This window comes from Leucobacter sp. gxy201 (assembly GCF_051043335.1).
Taxonomy (GTDB): domain Bacteria; phylum Actinomycetota; class Actinomycetes; order Actinomycetales; family Microbacteriaceae; genus Leucobacter.
In genome coordinates this window covers 25,095-42,555 of sequence record NZ_JAMXWS010000011.1, presented here as the reverse complement: position 1 = coordinate 42,555, position 17,461 = coordinate 25,095, and the positions used below count along the sequence as shown (strand labels likewise).

15 protein-coding genes and 3 tRNA genes are annotated in these 17,461 nt (G+C 67.6%); 12 read left to right on the top strand and 6 right to left on the bottom strand.

The annotated features are described in order from the left end of the window. Positions 1 to 235 precede the first annotated feature (235 nt). Entirely contained in the window at positions 236 to 1,696 is a 1,461-nt protein-coding gene (gene purF, locus NHL51_RS13435) for an amidophosphoribosyltransferase (protein ID WP_434144548.1), read from the bottom strand. Between the two features lie 106 nt (positions 1,697 to 1,802). Here purF and purM point away from each other — a divergent pair, with 106 nt between their 5' ends. The 7 genes from purM to NHL51_RS13400 all read left to right on the top strand — a co-directional run bounded on the left by purM (position 1,803) and on the right by NHL51_RS13400 (position 6,974). Then, positions 1,803 to 2,912 (top strand): phosphoribosylformylglycinamidine cyclo-ligase, encoded by a 1,110-nt coding sequence (purM, locus tag NHL51_RS13430; RefSeq protein ID WP_434144546.1) that lies wholly within the window; start codon positions 1,803 to 1,805, stop codon positions 2,910 to 2,912. Between the two features lie 218 nt (positions 2,913 to 3,130). Continuing rightward, on the top strand, positions 3,131 to 4,711 hold the full coding sequence (locus NHL51_RS13425; protein ID WP_434144545.1) for a leucyl aminopeptidase family protein: 1,581 nt from the start codon (positions 3,131 to 3,133) through the stop codon (positions 4,709 to 4,711). After that, a complete protein-coding gene (locus tag NHL51_RS13420; protein ID WP_434144543.1) occupies positions 4,708 to 6,060 on the top strand; it encodes a M18 family aminopeptidase in 1,353 nt (450 codons plus the stop codon). Before NHL51_RS13425 ends, NHL51_RS13420 begins: the two co-directional genes overlap by 4 nt. A gap of 141 nt (positions 6,061 to 6,201) precedes the next feature. Next, positions 6,202 to 6,486, top strand: coding sequence for a hypothetical protein (locus tag NHL51_RS13415; protein ID WP_434144541.1), 285 nt, complete (start codon positions 6,202 to 6,204; stop codon positions 6,484 to 6,486). A 175-nt stretch (positions 6,487 to 6,661) separates the two neighbouring features. Beyond that, positions 6,662 to 6,734: transfer RNA gene (locus NHL51_RS13410), tRNA-Glu, on the top strand. A gap of 30 nt (positions 6,735 to 6,764) precedes the next feature. Beyond that, a tRNA-Asp gene (locus NHL51_RS13405) sits at positions 6,765 to 6,838 on the top strand. 63 nt (positions 6,839 to 6,901) lie between these two features. Beyond that, a tRNA-Phe gene (locus tag NHL51_RS13400) sits at positions 6,902 to 6,974 on the top strand. 112 nt (positions 6,975 to 7,086) lie between these two features. Here NHL51_RS13400 and NHL51_RS13395 read toward each other — a convergent pair. Continuing rightward, positions 7,087 to 7,479 carry a hypothetical protein gene (locus NHL51_RS13395; RefSeq protein WP_434144539.1) on the bottom strand — a complete coding sequence of 131 codons (393 nt, stop codon included), beginning with the start codon at positions 7,477 to 7,479 and terminating at the stop codon, positions 7,087 to 7,089. Positions 7,480 to 7,927: 448 nt separating this feature from the next. Between NHL51_RS13395 and NHL51_RS13390 the strand changes: the two genes are divergently transcribed. From NHL51_RS13390 to NHL51_RS13380, 3 genes are all read left to right on the top strand, one after another. Beyond that, complete coding sequence (locus tag NHL51_RS13390) at positions 7,928 to 8,983, top strand: hypothetical protein (protein WP_434144537.1); 1,056 nt, start codon at positions 7,928 to 7,930, stop codon at positions 8,981 to 8,983. A 342-nt stretch (positions 8,984 to 9,325) separates the two neighbouring features. Then, positions 9,326 to 11,419: an acyltransferase family protein gene (locus NHL51_RS13385; protein ID WP_434144534.1), complete on the top strand. Its 2,094-nt coding sequence runs from the start codon at positions 9,326 to 9,328 to the stop codon at positions 11,417 to 11,419. A 287-nt stretch (positions 11,420 to 11,706) separates the two neighbouring features. Then, positions 11,707 to 13,035, top strand: coding sequence for a PA2928 family protein (locus NHL51_RS13380; protein ID WP_434144533.1), 1,329 nt, complete (start codon positions 11,707 to 11,709; stop codon positions 13,033 to 13,035). A 48-nt stretch (positions 13,036 to 13,083) separates the two neighbouring features. Here NHL51_RS13380 and NHL51_RS13375 read toward each other — a convergent pair whose 3' ends face one another. Then, the gene (locus NHL51_RS13375; RefSeq protein WP_434144532.1) at positions 13,084 to 14,010 is read right to left on the bottom strand and encodes an oxygenase MpaB family protein; all 927 of its coding nucleotides are present in this window, start codon (positions 14,008 to 14,010) and stop codon (positions 13,084 to 13,086) included. Between the two features lie 244 nt (positions 14,011 to 14,254). On the opposite strand from NHL51_RS13375, the gene NHL51_RS13370 reads away from it, so the two are divergent. Both NHL51_RS13370 and NHL51_RS13365 read left to right on the top strand, forming a co-directional pair. Next, a complete protein-coding gene (locus NHL51_RS13370; protein WP_434144530.1) occupies positions 14,255 to 14,557 on the top strand; it encodes a hypothetical protein in 303 nt (100 codons plus the stop codon). Positions 14,558 to 14,823: 266 nt separating this feature from the next. Further along, positions 14,824 to 15,327, top strand: a complete 504-nt coding sequence (locus NHL51_RS13365) for an FBP domain-containing protein (protein WP_434144528.1) — start codon at positions 14,824 to 14,826, stop codon at positions 15,325 to 15,327. 81 nt (positions 15,328 to 15,408) lie between these two features. Here NHL51_RS13365 and NHL51_RS13360 read toward each other — a convergent pair whose 3' ends face one another. The 3 genes from NHL51_RS13360 to NHL51_RS13350 are packed head-to-tail and all read right to left on the bottom strand — an operon-like array spanning position 15,409 to position 17,368. Then, a complete protein-coding gene (locus NHL51_RS13360; protein ID WP_434144526.1) occupies positions 15,409 to 16,254 on the bottom strand; it encodes a hypothetical protein in 846 nt (281 codons plus the stop codon). Further along, entirely contained in the window at positions 16,251 to 16,973 is a 723-nt protein-coding gene (locus tag NHL51_RS13355) for an ABC transporter ATP-binding protein (protein ID WP_434144525.1), read from the bottom strand. The genes NHL51_RS13360 and NHL51_RS13355 overlap by 4 nt, the downstream gene beginning before the upstream one ends. Next, positions 16,970 to 17,368 carry a GntR family transcriptional regulator gene (locus NHL51_RS13350; protein WP_434144523.1) on the bottom strand — a complete coding sequence of 133 codons (399 nt, stop codon included), beginning with the start codon at positions 17,366 to 17,368 and terminating at the stop codon, positions 16,970 to 16,972. Before NHL51_RS13350 ends, NHL51_RS13355 begins: the two co-directional genes overlap by 4 nt. Between the last annotated feature and the right edge of the window lie 93 nt (positions 17,369 to 17,461).

Below are 17,461 nucleotides of genomic sequence, written 5' to 3'. Positions count from 1 at the left end.
TGCTCGAGATCGGTGGTGACTTTCACACACGGAAACGTGCGGCGCCCACTGTCGTTGATCCCTGGAGAGATGCCGGCCCTGTCTGCCCCCGGCCCCGCCTGCCCCCCGGCCCCGCCCGCACGACAAAGGGTCGCGAATTGGGGGTGTCGATCGTGGACGACCCCAATTCGCGACCCATTGTCGCCGTGAGGGAGGTGAAGCGGGCGCGGAGGGGAGGGCGAAAGGAGGGTGAGCGTCAGCTCTCCTGCGTCGCCTCGACCCACGCGAGGTACTCGGCGTCGATGTCGCCGGCGATGTACTCGCCCGTGAAGCAGCTCTGCTCGAGCTCGGTGACGCGGGTCTGCCCCTCGAGAATGGCGCGGTTCATGCCGTCGACGCTCAGGTAGACGAGGTGGTCGGCGCTGATCGCCTCGGCGATCTCGGCCGGAGTGCGGCCGTGCGCGATGAGCTCGCCGGTCGACGGCATGTTGATGCCGTACACGTTCGGGTAGAGCACCGGCGGTGCCGCCGACGCGAAGATGACCGACTTCGCGCCCGCGCTGCGCGCCATCTCGACGATCTCGCGCGAGGTCGTGCCGCGCACGATCGAGTCGTCGACGAGCAGCACGTTCTTGCCCTTGAACTCCGAGCTCATGGCGTTGAGCTTCTGGCGCACGCTCTTCTTGCGCACCGACTGTCCGGGCATGATGAAGGTGCGGCCGACGTAGCGGTTCTTGAAAAAGCCCTCGCGGTAGTTGGCGCCGAGGCGCTGCGCGAGCTGCATCGCGCTGGGGCGGCCCGAATCGGGGATCGGCATAACGACGTCGATGTCGACGCCCTCGAGCTGCTCGGCGATCTCTTCGGCCAGCACGTCTCCGAGGCGCAGGCGGGCCTCGTAGACCGAGATGCCGTCGAGCACCGAGTCGGGGCGGGCGAGGTAGATGTATTCGAACGCGCATGGCGCGAGGCGCGACTGCGCGGCGCACTGGCGCGACTGCATCGTCCCGTCGGGCGAGATGAGGATCGCCTCGCCGGGCTCGACGTCGCGCACGACTTCATAGCCGCCGGATTCGAGCACGAGCGACTCGGAGGCGACGACCCACTCGTCGGAGCCGGTCGCGCCCGTGCGGCGGCCGAGTACGAGAGGACGGATGCCGTTCGGGTCGCGGAAGGCGAGCAGGCCGTAGCCGGCGATGAGCGCGATGGCCGCGTACGACCCCTCGACGCGCTCGTGCACGCGCTCGACGGCGCTGAACACCTGGTCGGCGTCGAGGGTGATGCCGGTGATACCCGCCTGCAGCTCGTTCGCGAGCACGTTCAAGAGCAGCTCGGTGTCGGAGTGCGTGTTGAGGTGGCGGCGGTCGACGTTGTAGAGCTCGGCGGTCAGCTCGCGCGTGTTCGTGAGGTTGCCGTTGTGCACGAGGATGATGCCGTAGGGCGCACCGACGTAGAAGGGCTGCGCCTCCTCCTCGGTGGCCGCCGACCCCTTGGTCGCATAGCGCACGTGGCCCAGCCCGACGTTGCCGAGCAGGCTGCGCATGTCGCGGGTGCGGTACGCCTCGCGCACCTGCCCCTTCGTCTTCACCATGTGGAAGAAGTCGCCGTCGAGCGTGGCGATTCCCGTCGAGTCTTGACCGCGGTGCTGCAGGAGCAACAGGCTGTCGTAGATCTGCTGGTTGACGGGTTCGGATGAGACGATTCCGACGATGCCGCACATGCTGTGTTGTTCGCTCCCTGTGGAATGGGGTGAGCGCCGAACTGGCGTAACGTCTAGTGTCGCATATGCGGCAGGGATCAATCCCCAGGCACGGTACGATGTTGGGGTGACCGAGAACTCGTCGATCTATGCCCAGTCCGGAGTGGATACCGCTGCCGGAGACCTCGCCGTCGAACTGATGAAGTCGGCCGTGACGCGCACGCACGGCCCCGAGGTGCTCGGCGGCGTCGGCGGCTTCGCCGGCATGTTCGACGCTTCGGCGCTGCTGCAGTACCAGCGGCCGCTGCTCGCCTCGTCGACCGACGGCGTCGGCACGAAGGTCGCCATCGCCCAGGCGATGGACAAGCACGACACTATCGGCCAGGATCTCGTGGCGATGGTCGTCGACGACATCGTCGTGGTGGGCGCGAAGCCGCTCGTCATGACCGACTACATCGCCTGCGGCAAGGTCGTGCCGCAGCGCATCGCCGATATCGTGCGCGGCATCGCCGAGGCCTGCGAGGCCACGGGCACCGCGCTCGTCGGCGGCGAGACCGCCGAGCACCCGGGCCTGCTCGGGCCCGACGACTACGACGTCGCGGGCGCCGCGACGGGCGTCGTCGAGGCCGACAAGCTGCTGCAGCCGTCGCTCGTGCAAGACGGCGACGTCGTGCTCGCGATGGGTGCCTCGGGGCTGCACTCGAACGGCTTCTCGCTCGTGCGCCACATCCTCGCCGAGCGCGGGGTGTCGTACACCGACCACGCCGCCGATCTCGGCGCCTCGTACGGCGAGGCGCTGCTCACCCCGACCGCGCTCTACACGACGCCGCTGCTGCGCGTGCTCGAGGACCCGGCGACCGACGGCGCGATCCACTCGCTCAGCCACGTGACCGGCGGCGGCATCGCCGCGAACCTCGCCCGGGTGCTGCCCCAGGGGGCATGGGTCGAGGTCGATCGTTCGAGCTGGTCGCCGCTGCCCGTCTTCCGTCACCTCGCCGACCTCGGCGGGCACTCGCTCGAGTCGCTCGAGGGCGCCTGGAACCTCGGCGTCGGCATGTTCGCCGTCGTCGCGGCAGACCGTGCCCCGCAGGTGGCCGCGGCCCTCACCGCCGAGAAGCTCGACGTGTGGGTCGCCGGCACCGTGTCGATGTCCGCCCGCGATTTCGAGGGCTTCGAGCAGGGCGCGAAGGGCGTCGACGGCGGCGCCGTGCGCCTCGTCGGGGCGTACGCCTCCTAGGGCATTCGGCCAGGGATCCCTGGCCCTGCGGCTGCCAGCGGCCGGCCCCGGGCCCTGCTGCGCGCCGCCCCGCCCGAATTTCGGCCCTCACCCGTATTTCGGATCGATTCGTCGATTCTGCTCCGAAATACGGGTGAGGGCCGAAGTATTGGTGCGCCCGTGCCGAATTCACGAACCGGCCCGACGTGTTGTCGGGGGCCGACGGTAGTGTGGAGCGCATGAGCGTTGTGATTGATCCCGCATTCGATCCTGTCCCTTCTCTGCAGCACTCGCCGCGAGTGAGCGTCTCGGCCGAACCGCCGAGTTCGGCCGCAGCGATCGCGGTATTCGTCGCCGCCGAGGGCGACCTGCCCGCAGCGCTGAGCGACGCGTCGCTCAGCCGTGAGGCGCTCGCCGCGGCCGGCTTCACCGGTGCCAAGAACCAGACCTTCGTGCTGCCCGGAGCGCCGATGCGCGTGCTCGTCGGCACCGGCGCGAACGGCGTCGAGACGGACGCGCAGCTGCGCGACGCCGCGGCTGCCGTGAGCCGCGCCGCGCGCGAGGCCGGCACCATCGGCATCGACCTGCGCGACCTCATCGCCGGCGGTGATAGCGGCGCCGAGGAGTGGGACGCCGATGTGGCCGTGCAGGCCGTCATCGAGGGCGCGGTGCTCGCCCGGTACCGCTACGACGCGCTGAAGAACGACCCGAAGACCGTCGCGCTCGACGAGCTCGAGCTGCAGCTCGGCGAGGGCGAGCACGATGCGGCGGCGTTCGGCGTCGAACGCGCCCTGATTCTCACCCGCACCGCCACGATCGCGCGCGACCTCGCGAACACCCCGCCGCGCCACCTCAGCGCCGTGAAATTCGCCGAGGTCATCGAGCAGCTCGCGCCCGAGTTCGGGCTCGACGTCGAGGTGTTCGATCACGAGGCGCTGACTGAGCTCGGCACCGGGGGGCTCCTCGGTGTGAACGCCGGCAGCGTCGAAGAGCCGCGCATGATCAAGGTCTCGTACCGCCCCGCCGACCCCGAGGGGCACCTCGCTCTCATCGGCAAGGGCATCATGTACGACTCGGGCGGCATCAGCCTGAAGCCGTCGAACGCGATGCACGCGGCGATGAAGTTCGACATGATGGGCGCGGCCGCCGTCTTCTCGTCGATGACGGCGCTGCGCGACCTCGGTGCGAGCACCGCGGTCACCGGCTGGCTCATGTGCACCGACAACATGCCCTCGGGCAGCGCGACGAAGCTCGGCGACGTGCTCACGATTCGCGGCGGCAAGACCGTCGAAGTGAAGAACACCGACGCCGAGGGCCGCCTCGTCATGGCCGACGGCCTCGTGCTCGCCACCGAGGACGAGTCGGTCGCGGGCCGCCGCCCCGACGCGATCGTCGACATCGCCACCCTCACCGGCGCAGCGATGGCCGCGCTCGGCACCCGCACCGCGGTGATGCTCGCGAACAACGACCGCATCGCCGAGCAGCTGCAGCTCGCAGCCGACGCGACCGATGAGAACATCTGGCGCTTCCCGCTCGATCACCGCTACATGGATCAGCTGAAGTCGAACGTGGCCGATCTGTCGAACATCGGCGGGCAGTACGCGGGGGCGATCCTCGCCGCGCTGTTCCTGAACGAGTTCGTCGACGGTACCCCGTGGGGCCACCTCGACATCGCCGGCACCATGCAGGCCGAGAACGACGACCTGTGGCGCTCGGTCGGGTCGACCGGCTTCGGCGCGCGCCTGCTCGCCGAGTTCGTCGACGGCTTCGAGGCGCCCGAAGCGGCAGACGGCGGCGTGAGCGCCGAGACCGCGGAATGAACGCCGCAGCCTCGCAGGCCGCGTCGCGTCGCTCGCGCCGCAGCCGCTCGCCCCGTGCGCCGCAGAACCTGCTGAAGGAGCGCGACGCCTACATCGACTACCTCTCGAGCTTCATCGCCGACGCGCCGTCGTCGTACCACGCGGTCGCGGCGCTCACGGCGGCGCTCGAGAACGCCGGGTTCGTGCGGCACGACGAGTCGGAGGAGTGGGCGGCCCTCGAAGGCGGCTCGCTCGGCTTCGTCTGCCGCGACGGCGCCCTCATCGCGTGGCGCGCGGGCGCCTCGGTGGGGCCGGCGAGCCCGGTGCGCATCATGGGCAGCCACACCGATTCGCCCGGCTTCGCCGTGAAACCGCAGGCCGATTTCACGGCGCAGGGCTGGAGCCAGGTCGGCGTCGAGATCTACGGCGGGCCGCTGATGACGTCGTGGCTCGACCGCGACCTCGAGTTCGCGGGCCGCATCGTCACCTCGAGCGGCGACGAGCACCTCGTGCGCACGGGGGCCGTCGCACGCATTCCGCAGCTCGCCATCCACCTCGACCGCGAGGCCAATACCGGGCTCGCGCTCGACCGGCAGCGGCAGACGCAGCCCGTCATCGGGGTCGACGGCCCCGATGCGCCGACGCTGCTCGGCCTCTTGGCGGCGGCCGCCGACGTGCAGGCCGCCGACATCGCCGGCATGGACGTGCGTACGCACGACACGCAGCCGCCCGCGCGCATCGGCGCGACGAGCGAGCTCTACGCTTCGCCGCGGCTCGACAACCTCAGCTCGGTCGTCGCGAGCCTCGTGGCGCTGCTCGCGACGGAGCCCGCAGACGGCACCGTCTCGATGCTCGCCGCCTTCGATCACGAAGAGCTCGGCTCGAACAGCCGCTCGGGCGCCTGCGGGCCGTTTCTCGAGGACGTGCTGCGCCGGCTGCGCGCCGGTCTCGGTGCGACCGCCGACGAGGCGGCGCGGGCGATGGCCGACTCGTGGTGCATCTCGGCCGACGCGGGGCATTCGGTGCACCCGAACTACGCCGAGAAGCACGACCCGCACGTGCGGCCGGTCGCCGGCGGCGGGCCCATGCTGAAGATCAACGCGAACCAGCGCTACGCGACCGATGCGCACGGCGCGGCGCTGTGGCAGCGGGCCTGCGATGCGGCCGGGGTCGCCTCGCAGAAGTTCGTGTCGAACAACACGGTGCCCTGCGGGTCGACGATCGGCCCGTTGACCGCGACGCGCATCGGCATCCGCACGGTCGACGCGGGCGTGCCGCTGCTGTCGATGCATTCGGCGCGAGAGCTCGCGCACGTCGACGACCTGCACGGGCTGGCCCGCGTCATGTCGGCGTTCATCGCAGGCGCGTAGGCCGCGCACAGCGCGGACGGCGCGGCGGTGCGCGGCGCGATCCCTGGCGAGGAGTCCTGCAGGATTCCGGTGCGAGGGGTCGCGCGGCACCGCGATTTTCGGGTCCTATCGTCGGCAGACTCATTTCGCTAGTATCGAGCTATGAGTGAGATGCAGCACACGGGAACGGGCAGCGTCGCGCTTTCGACTGAGCGACTCATGCCCAGCATGCAGCGCATCGGAGCGCGTGACATCGAGATCACGTTCCTCGGGCCGAACGCGCAGGGACAACCCACGTGGGTGATGTGGAACGCGAGCGAACCGCACCTCATCGGGCTGCTGTCGCAGGGTCGCATCGGCTACCACTTCGAGCAGCGCACCAGCTCGGGCGTCTTCGTGCACGAGAACATCTCGTTGGCCCGGGTGCAGCGGGCACTCGGCGGCTGACACCGTCGGGCGAGACGTGCCCGCCGGCCGTCGGCCGTACGGGCCCGCCGCCTGCGGTTCCGGGCCCGTTCACGGAGGCGACACGCCAGGGATACCGTGAACTTCGGCCCCGATTTGCACCGCACCGCGAACTCCACGTAGTATTTCATCTCGGTAGCAAGCGGGAAATCGCTTCGGCCCCATCGTTTAGCGGCCTAGGACACCGCCCTTTCACGGCGGCAGCACGGGTTCGAATCCCGTTGGGGTCACTAACTACCGCCCACAACTTAATACATCATGGCCCTGTAGCGCAGTTGGTTAGCGCGCCGCCCTGTCACGGCGGAGGTCGCGGGTTCAAGTCCCGTCAGGGTCGCTGGATGAAGAGCCCTTCTTCGGAAGGGTTTCTTCGTCTCTGGCGATCGACATATGATTGCTCGGCTCTGTAGCTCAGTTGGTAGAGCGTTCGACTGAAAATCGAAAGGTCACCGGATCGATGCCGGTCGGAGCCACGTAACGGCTATTACACCGTTGCTGAACCCCCGCGTAGCTTCTACATCGCGGGGGTTCTTTCATTCTCGCCGGTGGGTTCGAGCGCAGTAGCTCGGGGCGGAACTGGTGCGTTCAGCCGTTCGCGGCGGTCGGCAGCGTGCGGAGCGCGAGGGTCTGGCTCGCTGCGAAGAGCGCAACGCTGGCGGCCACAGCGAGAACGGCGATCGCAGCCGGTACGGTCGCTGCTGCGAGCGCGCACACCGCGACGAGCAGGGCGGCCACGATATTCACGCCCAGCACGAGCCGCAGTGCGGTGCGGAGGCGCAGCTTCGTCGGCATCCAGAGCACGATGCCGGCCCAGAGTACGACGACGACGCCGACGGCGGCGATCAGAGGGAAGGGAAGCGCCACGGCTGCAGAGATAGGTTCCGCACAGATTGCGACTGCGGCGCCCAGGAACGCGCAGTAGATCGCGTCGAGCCGAAGGCTCCACTTGCCGAGCGTGCGCCCGTCGATCTGCTTCATGCCGCCGCAGTCTACCCGCAGCGGGTGGGGTGCGGCTTTGGCGTGGCGGTTCGACTGTCTTCGTCGGCCGGTGAATGGACTTCTGGTGCCGTGCGCAGGCGGGAGCGATCAGCTCGATAGAAGGGATGCCGATGGCGTGCGCGATGGCGTGCAGCGTCGAGACCCCTACAGCTACTCGACCGACTTCGATCTGGATGATCGTCTTTCTGCGTACACTTTGGGCTTCTGCGAGGTCGGCGATCGGCCGGGGCCGTCCCCGCCGCAGCAGGACGATGTGTATACCGAGGGCGCGCATATCGGGGATCGGTGCTGCCCTTCTGCATATCCTTCGCTATTGGTAAATAAAGCACAGGTACTTTAAGGCTCGTTATTTCAGGTATGGTGTGCGAGGAACGTGGTGTTCCTATGCCACTCCGGTACCTGTCAACCCGAGAGAGACGTGAAACTCATGCGCCGACTGACTACCTTCGTTCTGCCCGCCGCATTGTTGGCCGCGACCGTCGGGCTCACTGCCTGCTCGCTGGGTTCGAAGCCCGATACGCCGAGCGGTGTTGCTCAGTCGTATCTCAAAGCGTTGGAAAAGGGCGACATGGAACGAGTGATGGAGTTGACTGCAACAGAATTGCATGGTGATGCCAGTGACGCGGTACAAGTTGACCCGCCCAAGCAGCGCATCTCAGACGTCCAGATCCGTGAGGAGTCTTATACCGACGGGTTCCCGACGGTAGCCGCCACGTACAAGCTCGGTGATAGAGCTCTGAGTACGAAGGTCACTTTGGGTCAGGTGATGATCGACGGAGAGCCGAGCTACGTCGTTACGAATGAGCTGCCGGTAGTGAGGCTGGGCAGCAGCGACTCCGAGGACAGCCAGTACTCGATCAACGGCGAAGAAGTGGAGCCCGGAAGCGCGCTGCTTGTTGTTCCTGGGGTATACGACGTCGAACGGCGCTTCACAACCCAATATCTGGAGGAACCGACGTGCACGGGCATCGCAGCAGTGACACTGGGGGAGAGCGGTGCGATAAGCACAGAGATGAAGTCTGCTGACGACTGCCTGACGGTCGATATCCGAGACCTTGAACCCAGCGGGAAGAAGACTAACGGGGCTCTGAAGGAAATTGAGGCGGCCATTGCGACGCTAACTGAGAAGTGCTCAGGGGCCTGCGACTCGAAAACGTGGGAGCCGGTGGGGCCGGACGGGATGCGCGAAGGCGTCGGGTGGAATTCGGGTGGCGGAAACCGCGGTCCGCTAGTGAGGCTCGCGGCACACGGAGAACAGGGCGTGACTCTGAGCTTCGCCGACAGTGCAGGTGGCGAACTCTGGTTCACGGACTCGCTGTGGAAGACCGAGTACTGCTGGCAGGAATGCACTCTCCCCGAGAGCTGGAGCGTCTCAACTCGGGGTAATGGGGACGACATTCTCGACTTGGAGGACAGCGCACTCATGAGTAACGCGCTGAAAGGCTCTTTCGACGACGGAGAGATCGAGTTCTGGACACGCTAGCTCGGCGCGTACCCATCGATCTGCGCCATACCGCAGCAGTTTCCCTGCAGCGGGTGAGGCCGGGTGCTGGCGCGGCGCTGGTGCTCAGCCTGGCCGCTGGGTCAGCTTGGCCTCAAAGTCTCGATGCACGACAGACGCCATCTCCGGTCTGGGGCAGATGCATGAGACCGCACGCGCATACACGGAGCGGCACCGGGAATGGGTCGACCGGTCATTTGCCCGTGCGTTGAGCGGTTCCCCGCAAGCAGGCATTCAGGTGGAACCGCGTTGAGAAGATCTGTCAATCAATAGAAACAGAGCTGCACATATGTTTCAGCTGTGCCGACTACGAAGGATTTACAGGTGAAGACTGCGCGCCGACGGAAGGACATCCAAGCGCTCCGCGCCATGGCGGTCATGCTGGTCGTACTGAACCATTTCTGGCCGCTTCGAATCAGCGGCGGGTTTGTCGGCGTCGATGTGTTCTTCGTGATCTCCGGGTTTCTCATCACCGCCCATTTGCTCGCTGAACTCCAATCCACGCACCGCATCAGACTGGCGCGCTTCTACCAGCGCCGCGCGAACAGACTGCTCCCAGCAGCGCTACTCGTAACGCTCGTCTCGCTCGGGCTCACCGTGTTCCTGCTTCCCGTACCGAACTGGGCTGCGGGCGCGACAGAAGCACTCACCAGTACGGCGTATGTGCAGAACTGGTGGTTGGCCTCGCAGGCGGTCGACTACTTCGCGCAGCAAAACAGCGCCACCATGTTCCAGCACTACTGGAGCCTCTCCGTTGAAGAGCAGTTCTACCTCTTCTGGCCGCTCCTGCTGCTCGCGCTGTGCGCGCTGACACTCAAACTCAAACAGTCACCGCCGAGCAGAGCGCAACTCACTGCGGTCATCGGTGCCCTCTGGGCCGCATCTCTCGTGTACTGCGTGCTCCAGACTGCGCAGTCGCCTGCAGCGTATTTCAATACCTTCGGGCGGGCCTGGGAGCTCCTCACCGGTGCGTTGATCGCCCTGCACGTGCGATCCCTGGCCCGTGTATTTATGAGGAGCAAGCCGTTGAATCGCGTACTGCAAGCCGTGGCGCAGCTCGCAGGCTACGGGATGATCGCGTATGCAGCGCTGCGTTTCACCGCGGAGACGGCGTTCCCGGGCCCGTGGGCGCTGATGCCCGTGCTCGGAACCGCGCTCGTCATCGCGGCTGGACCGGGCATTGCTCCCCTCAATCCGGGCCGACTCGGTGAGCTGCCGCCGGTGCAATTCATCGGCGACATCTCCTACTCCCTGTACCTCTGGCACTGGCCCCTGCTCATCGTGGCACCCTATGCACTGAAACGGACGGTGACATCGAAGGATCTGGTCATCCTGCTGCTCGTCAGTATCGCGCTCGCCGCTGCAACGAAAGTGTTCGTAGAGGACCGCTTCCGAGACCGGCTCCTCGTTCCGCGCCGCCCGCGAACGACAGGCCTGCTCGTCATTGCCAGCATCACCACGGTCGCACTGCTCGGAGGGTACGTGGGTGTCGTGCATGCTCCGAACTCGCTCGCGGCCATCGAACGTTCGATGGCCGCAGCGCAGAAACACGCTGACCCGAACTGCGTCGGCGCCGCAGCGCTCGACCCCGAGCGAGGATGTGTCGACCCCTTCGGCCCCGCCACTACTCTCGCGGACTGGAGCAGGGACGAGCCGCTCCTTGCGACGCGCCATGAATGCGAGCCGCGGGAAGACCTGGGCCTCTCTCTGGGGCCGATCATCGATTGCGACTTCACTGACGGTGCCGCGGATGCGCGCACCGTGCTGCTCGTCGGCGACTCTCACGCCGCGCATATGGTCGGGGCGCTCCTCCCCGTTGCCCAGCAGGAGAAATGGCGCTTCTTCCACACCTACGCTGCAGGCTGCAGCCCGTTGGACGTCACTGTGACGAAGCTTCGGGGCGGAAGATTCCCTGCGGATGCCGCGGCGCAGTGCGTGACATGGGTGGGTGAGGTAGGCGAACGCGTCACAGCGATGAAACCGGATGTCGTACTCATGGTGAACCACGCCAACAAGGAAGTCGCTGATGGGACAGGGCGTTCCCAGCCCGACCAGCTGAGGGATGCACTGCAACGCGTTACTGAACCCTGGGCAGCTTCTGGCACCCGACTCGTCGTGATCCGCGATGTGCCGGAGGGCGGAGGCACTCTCGGGCCCGATTGCACCCTCAGCTTCGGATCGCGAGACCGCGGCTGCGTCGCGCCGCAGAGTCAGCAACTGCTGCCCGACCATCTTGCAGCCGCGGCGGTGTCGCTTGGAGTGCCGGTGGTAGACCTCAGCGACCGGCTCTGCGACGGTGACATGTGCTCCGGGGTGATCGGCGGGCTGCCGGTGTTCATCGACGGCGATCATCTCGCGCTCCGCTTCGCAGAAACGCTGTCCGTGCCGCTTGCCGAACGCCTGCGATCTGTGATGTGAGCTGTGATCGATGCTGACAGTTCCCCGGGGAGCAGCACTCTCAGGCACTGAGTCTCCTCCTCGCCGAGGTGCTCTACCGCTTCATCGAACTCCCGTTGATCCAGGCGGGTCGACGCCTCTCGCGTCGTCGGAGAGGCGAGATGCGGCTTTGCGCGTAGGGTGGCCTCTCTGATGCCGAACTCGGCCGGCGACGGTCGGAGTCGAAGCAGCGGGCGAGTGACGGATGAGCGCGTTGCGTCGAGCCATGCAGTAGCGTGAAGGCACCCGAGGCGGAGGCGAGGTGACCGATGACGCGAACACCCGTGCGCTGGGTGCTCGCTGTATCGGGCGGGCTCATCGTCCTCATGTGGATTCTCACCACGGTGCGCTCGCAGTTCACGATGCCGTGGAACAACGAGTGGCTCGTCATGCTCGTGCTGCTCGCGATCGTGGCGTTCGTCGGGCTGCCGCATTACACGCTGCCGCTGCCGCAGGGCGCCTCACGCGCGCGAGACGCCGACGGCGAGCTCATCGAGAAGCCCGAGTATCCCTACCCGTTGCTGCGTACGCTGTCGACCTTCATCGCTCTGTTCCTCGGGCTGACCTGGCTACTCATGGCCCCGATCCCGTCGAGCGAGGGGGCGCGCGGATCAGCGGTCGTGGAACGCGATGGACGGGATGTCGCCTATGTAGCCTACGACCGCTACGGGCCGCAGGGCATGCTGCAGATCGCGCTTCGAAACTTCTTCCCGCAGAACGTCGTCGCGATCGACGTCGAAACGGGCCAGCATCTCTGGGCGACGAGGATCGCGGAGGACAACTTTCTCGACGCTCGTGTGGTCGCCGCGAACGAGGAGTACGTCTACGTCGCGTACGGCGCAGGGCTCCGCGTACTCGATGCGGAAACCGGGCGAACTATCGTGACACCCGAAGATTTCGCGGGGCTCGACGAAGGGAGCATCGGCGTCGGTCGTTTCGTGCACGACCGCGCGACGGACCGCATCCTCGCGCAGACGAGCAACGGTCTCGCGCAGATCAGCGTGGGCGAACTGGCTGCGACCCGGGCGACCGAGGAGGACGGCTACACCTGGACACCGCTGTTCGGCGACGAATACCACGATCTCGTCGCGACCTTCCCGACCGCCGATGAAGCTGCGGCGGGCGACGCGCTCATCGAGATCGACGACGACGGCATCACCGTGCGGCGCGCGGACGAGGCCGCCGAACTGCTCACCGATCACCGATTCGAAGGCGGTGATCTGGTCATCGACCCGGTACCGCCGGTGCGCGCGACGCAGCAGTTCAGAGCGGTGGGCGTCGACCCGCACCCGCTGATCCCTGCCGACACCTCCGATGCCATCGGAGCCGCGGGCGGATACGTCGTCGTCAGCGAATCCTCCTACAGCGATCGCACGAGAACACGACTGACGACGGTGAGCCTCGAAACAGGCGAATCGCTCGACTCGATCGTCGTAGACGAGATTCCTACCGGTGGGGCGACCTCGGCGACCGGGTCGAGCGTCATCACTCTGCGCGAACGATTCATCGGCACGTCGCCCGTGGTGCTCATCTCCCCTCGAGGCGCCCTTTCGACCTCGATGGTCGGTCGCGCCGATTTCTTCGGCACCGCGCTGTGAGGGCGGGAGAACACCGGGGCCGCGAACGCGGGCGCAGAAGCCGTCGCTCTACGCGGGCTGCTCGGCGGGCTGCTCGGCCGGCTGCTTCGCGGGCCGTTCGGCCTGCTGCTTCGCCGGGCGTACTCGCTGGTAGGGCTTCGCGATCGATTCGCCGATCGTGTCGGCGATGAGCTGCTCGGCCGAACGATTCTTGCGCGAGAGCTTCGCGATCCACTTCGTGAAGCGGGCGCCCCGCGCGAGCTCCTTCGCACTGCGATCTTCGACCGCAAAGAAGTAGAGCGCGGTCTCGGGCAGCAACGACAGCACGCCGTTGATGATCTGCCGCGCGACCCACTTCGCGATGGGGCCCTTCACATCGGGGTGGCGCAGCGAATGGCCGGCGAGGGCCGCGAAGATCGTGAGCGCCTTCGTGTGGAGCTCCTCGCGGATGTACGCGTCGAGGTCGGCGAACGTGGTGAAGTACGGGCCGGGCACATGGATGCTCTCGGCGCCGTGCCGGGACTCCTGTACGAGCTGGTCTGCCTCGGCGGTCGTCATGCCCGGGCCGAACTCCTGGTAGCCGCGCACGGCCGACCAGATGTACGTCCACCACGTCCACCGCTGCCACGCCGGCTGCTTCGCGCTCGTCACTTCGCCGGTCTCGGGGTTCGTCCATGACGCGCGCTCGTGCAGGCGGTCGACGTGGGCCGCAGCGGCGTCGGCGTGCGCCTTGTCGGCGAAGACCGCGTCGCGCAGATAGGCCGAGGTGCGGTCGAAGCGTGCGGCCATCTGCTCGGCCCCCTCGCTGGTGAGCGAGACCCGTTCGAAGTGGGTCATCATGCCCGGCTCGAGCATCTGCAAGAAGAGGGCGTTCTTCGCGCCGAGCATCGACCCCGGGTCTGAGAACACGCGCCACGACATGCTGTCGGGGCCGTAGTACCCCTCGTCGGCGCGCGGTGCATCGGCGAGCGTGCGGCTCGGATTCTCTTCGGTCACGGTTCCCCCTCGGCGGTGACATGAACTCCATTCAGGGGACAGCGTAGTGAGCAGCGGTCTGCCGCGCCCCCGAAATCGGGGCCAAGTCATGCAAAGTCGGGCCAGTTCGCGTGCCACGGGAAGAATCGCGCTGAACAGGGGTGTTCGATGTATGCCCGCAGCTGTATATTGATGCCATGCGGTCGGCTTCGGCGCCGCAATGGGCGTGCGTCGGCGCGGCCCGATGCGTGCGAAGGAGACCGAGATGTCGTATCCACCAGCCGGTGCACCGCTGCCGAAGGGATTCGCGCTCGGCTCGCTCATCGCCGGCCTCGCGGGTCTGCTGCTCCTGGTGGTCTTCTATACGAGCATGGCGGGGGTCGTGCTCTTCATCGGCGCGGCCGTCGCGGGCGTGCTCGCCGTGATCCTCGGCATCATCGGGCTGAAGCAGCGGCAGCCGAAGGGTTTCGCTGTCACCGGCCTCGTCATCGGCGCGGTCGTCGCGGTGCTGTGCGCCGCGATCTTCGTGTTCGCGCTGCTGTTCCTCGGTGCGTTCGCCGCAGGCTAGGCGAGCACGGTCGTCGGCCGGGCCGGGCCGGGCCGGAGCTCGGAGCGGTACACTCGACCGCGTGAGTTATCGAGAGCTGTACTCCCAGCGTCAGGAGGTCGTCGGCGAAGCGCTCGCCGACGGTGATTGACGCAGCCCGCCGTGCCCGCCGAATCCCCGGGCATGGCGACCCGTCGACCCTTCTTGACACAGTACGAGGGGCGGGAGCGCCAGTGCGCGGGCCGCGAGCCCGGTGCGCTTCGCACCACGCCCCGGAAAGCAGACTCATGCAACCCCTGACCGAATCGACCATCCGCGCCTCCTTCATCAACGCCTCGCGTCGCGAGGTGAAAGAGCTGATGCTCCCGACCGGATTCGACGAACTCACGGCCGCCGACTGGGAGGCCCGCGACTTCTTCGGCTGGCGCGACCCGAAGTTCGCCCGTCGCGCTTACGTCGTGTTGCCGCGGCTCGACGCCGAACCGGCGGGCGTGCTGCTCACCCAGGCAGAGGCTTCGCCCCGCTCGCGCGCGATGTGCAACTGGTGCCAGGACGTGCGGCTGCCGAACGAGGTCGTGTTCTGGGGTGCGAAGCGCGTCGGCGAGGCCGGGCGCCGGGGCAACACCGTCGGCACCCTCATCTGCCGCGAGTTCCAGTGCTCGCGCAACGTGCGCAACGACCCGCCCCCGGCGTACGAGGGCTACGACGTCGCGGCCGCGAGAGTGCGCCGCATCGACGATCTGCGGCTCAAAGCGGCCGGGTTCGCGGAGATGCTGATCGCGGGCCGCTGACTCCGGCCCCCGAAAACGGGCCCGCTGACATGCGCGGCCAGGGATCGCCGGGCGTGCAGCCGGAGACCCCTGGCCCGCACCTCAGCGCAGCGAGGTGCGTCGCTCGACCGAGCGCGCCCCGCGCCAGGCGAACAGCACCGTCACGACGAGGCTGAGGAGCACGATGCCGACGCCGAGCACGCCGGGCTGCGTCTCGCCGGTCGGGTCCGAGACCGCTGCGACGAAGCCCGAGAGCATGCCCTCGGCGACGAATGACCCGGTATCGGGGCCGTCGACGCGTATGCCGAGCGGGATGAACAGCGTTGCCGCGAGCCCGAGGACCTGCATGCCGAAGTAGGTGATGACCGCACCGATCACCGGGGCGCCGAAGCCGAGATGGTTGAAGCGGGCCTCCGAACCGATCGACATGAGCGCTGCGCCGGTGACGACGATGGAGACGAGCTGCAGCAGCAGCGCGCCGGCGAAGAAGACGGACACACCGACGCCGACCAGCTCGATGCCCGTGCCGAGTTGCACGAGCACGTCGCGCACGATGTCGAAGGGGCCGAGCCCGTCGGCGAGCGCCGCCGCAATGCCGACCCCGGCGAGGATGAGCGCGGCCACGACGAGCGCCGCGACCGAGGCGGCCAGAGCATAGAGCACTTTCGCGGTGAAGAGGTCGCGACCGTGCACGGGCAGCGTCATGGTGAAGTACCCCTGGCGGCCGTACATCGTGCGCCAGTAGCTCGCGGCAAGGATGCCGAGCACGAGGGGGAGTACGGCGATCGCGGCGATGGTGCTGCCGCCGATGCCGAGCGTGCCGAGTATCGGGATGCGCAGGGCGGCGGCCGCGAGCGCGACGACGGTGCAGAGCACGAGGATGCCGACCGCGGTGCAGAGGGTTCTGCGGGTCGTGCGGAACTCCTGGGCGAAGAGCGTGCCGATCATGATGCGTACACCTTTCGGAAGAGGGCGTCGAGGCTCGACCCGTGCTCGGCGCGCAGGTCGTCGGCGTCGCCCTGCAGCAGCACGCTGCCGCCGCGCAGGAAGACGACGGAGTCGACGACCGCCTCGATGTCTTGGATGAGGTGGGTCGAGACGAGCATCAGTGCGTGCTCGTCGAAGTTCTGCAGGATGCCGCGCAGGATCACGTCGCGGGATGCGGGGTCGACGCCCGAGATCGGTTCGTCGAGCAGGTAGACGTGCGCTCGCCGCGACATGGCGAGCGAGATCTGCAGCTTCTCGCGCATGCCCTTCGACATCTCCTGCAGCGTGCGATCCCACGGCAGGCCGAAGAAGTCGACCATTTCGCGAGCCTTCGCCTCGTCGAAGTCGGCGAAGAAGCGCCGGTACTGCGCGATCGCGTCGGCGGGTTTCTGCGAGTCGGGCAGGAACGAGGCATCGGGCAGGAAGGAGACGAGCGCCTTCGACTCGGGGCCGGGGGCATGGCCCGCGATGCTCACGCTGCCGCTCCAGTCGGCGAGCACGCCCGCGAGGATCTTGAGCAGCGTCGTCTTGCCCGAACCGTTGTCGCCCATGAGGCCGACGATCTGGCCGGGGGCGAGGCTGAGGGTGAGGCCGCTGAGCGCCTCGCGCCCGCGGTACGTCTTGGTGAGGCCCGCGACTTCGACGGCGGGTGCGGTGCGGGCCGGTGCGGTACTGGTCATCGTTCCGTCCTTTCGGGTGAGGGGCGCGGTGCGGTGTCGAGCCGCGCCCAGCGTTCGGCGAGCAGCCGCTCGGCATCGGCGAGCGGCATGCCGAGCCCGGAGGCGGCCTCGGCGAAGGCGTCGGCAGATGCGGCGGCGAGTTCGCCGCGGCAGCGCGCGATCACGGCGTCGTCGCTCGTGACGAAGCGGCCCGAAGTGCGCTCGGCGGTCGTGAAGCCCTGGCGGTCGACCTCGGTCAGCGCCTTCTGCACGGTGTTGGGGTTGACGCCGAGCTCGAGCGCGAGCTCGCGCACCGACGGCACTTTCGCGCCGGCGGACCATTCGGCGGCGGCGATGCGTCGGCGGAACTCGTCGACGAGCTGCGCCCAGATCGGCCGGGAGTCATCGATCTGCACGGGCGCCTCCTTCTGCGATGCGGGCGAGGGATCACCGCTCGGTGATGTGTCCCACTGTATTACTACATTAATACAGATGCAAGCCCCGCCCCG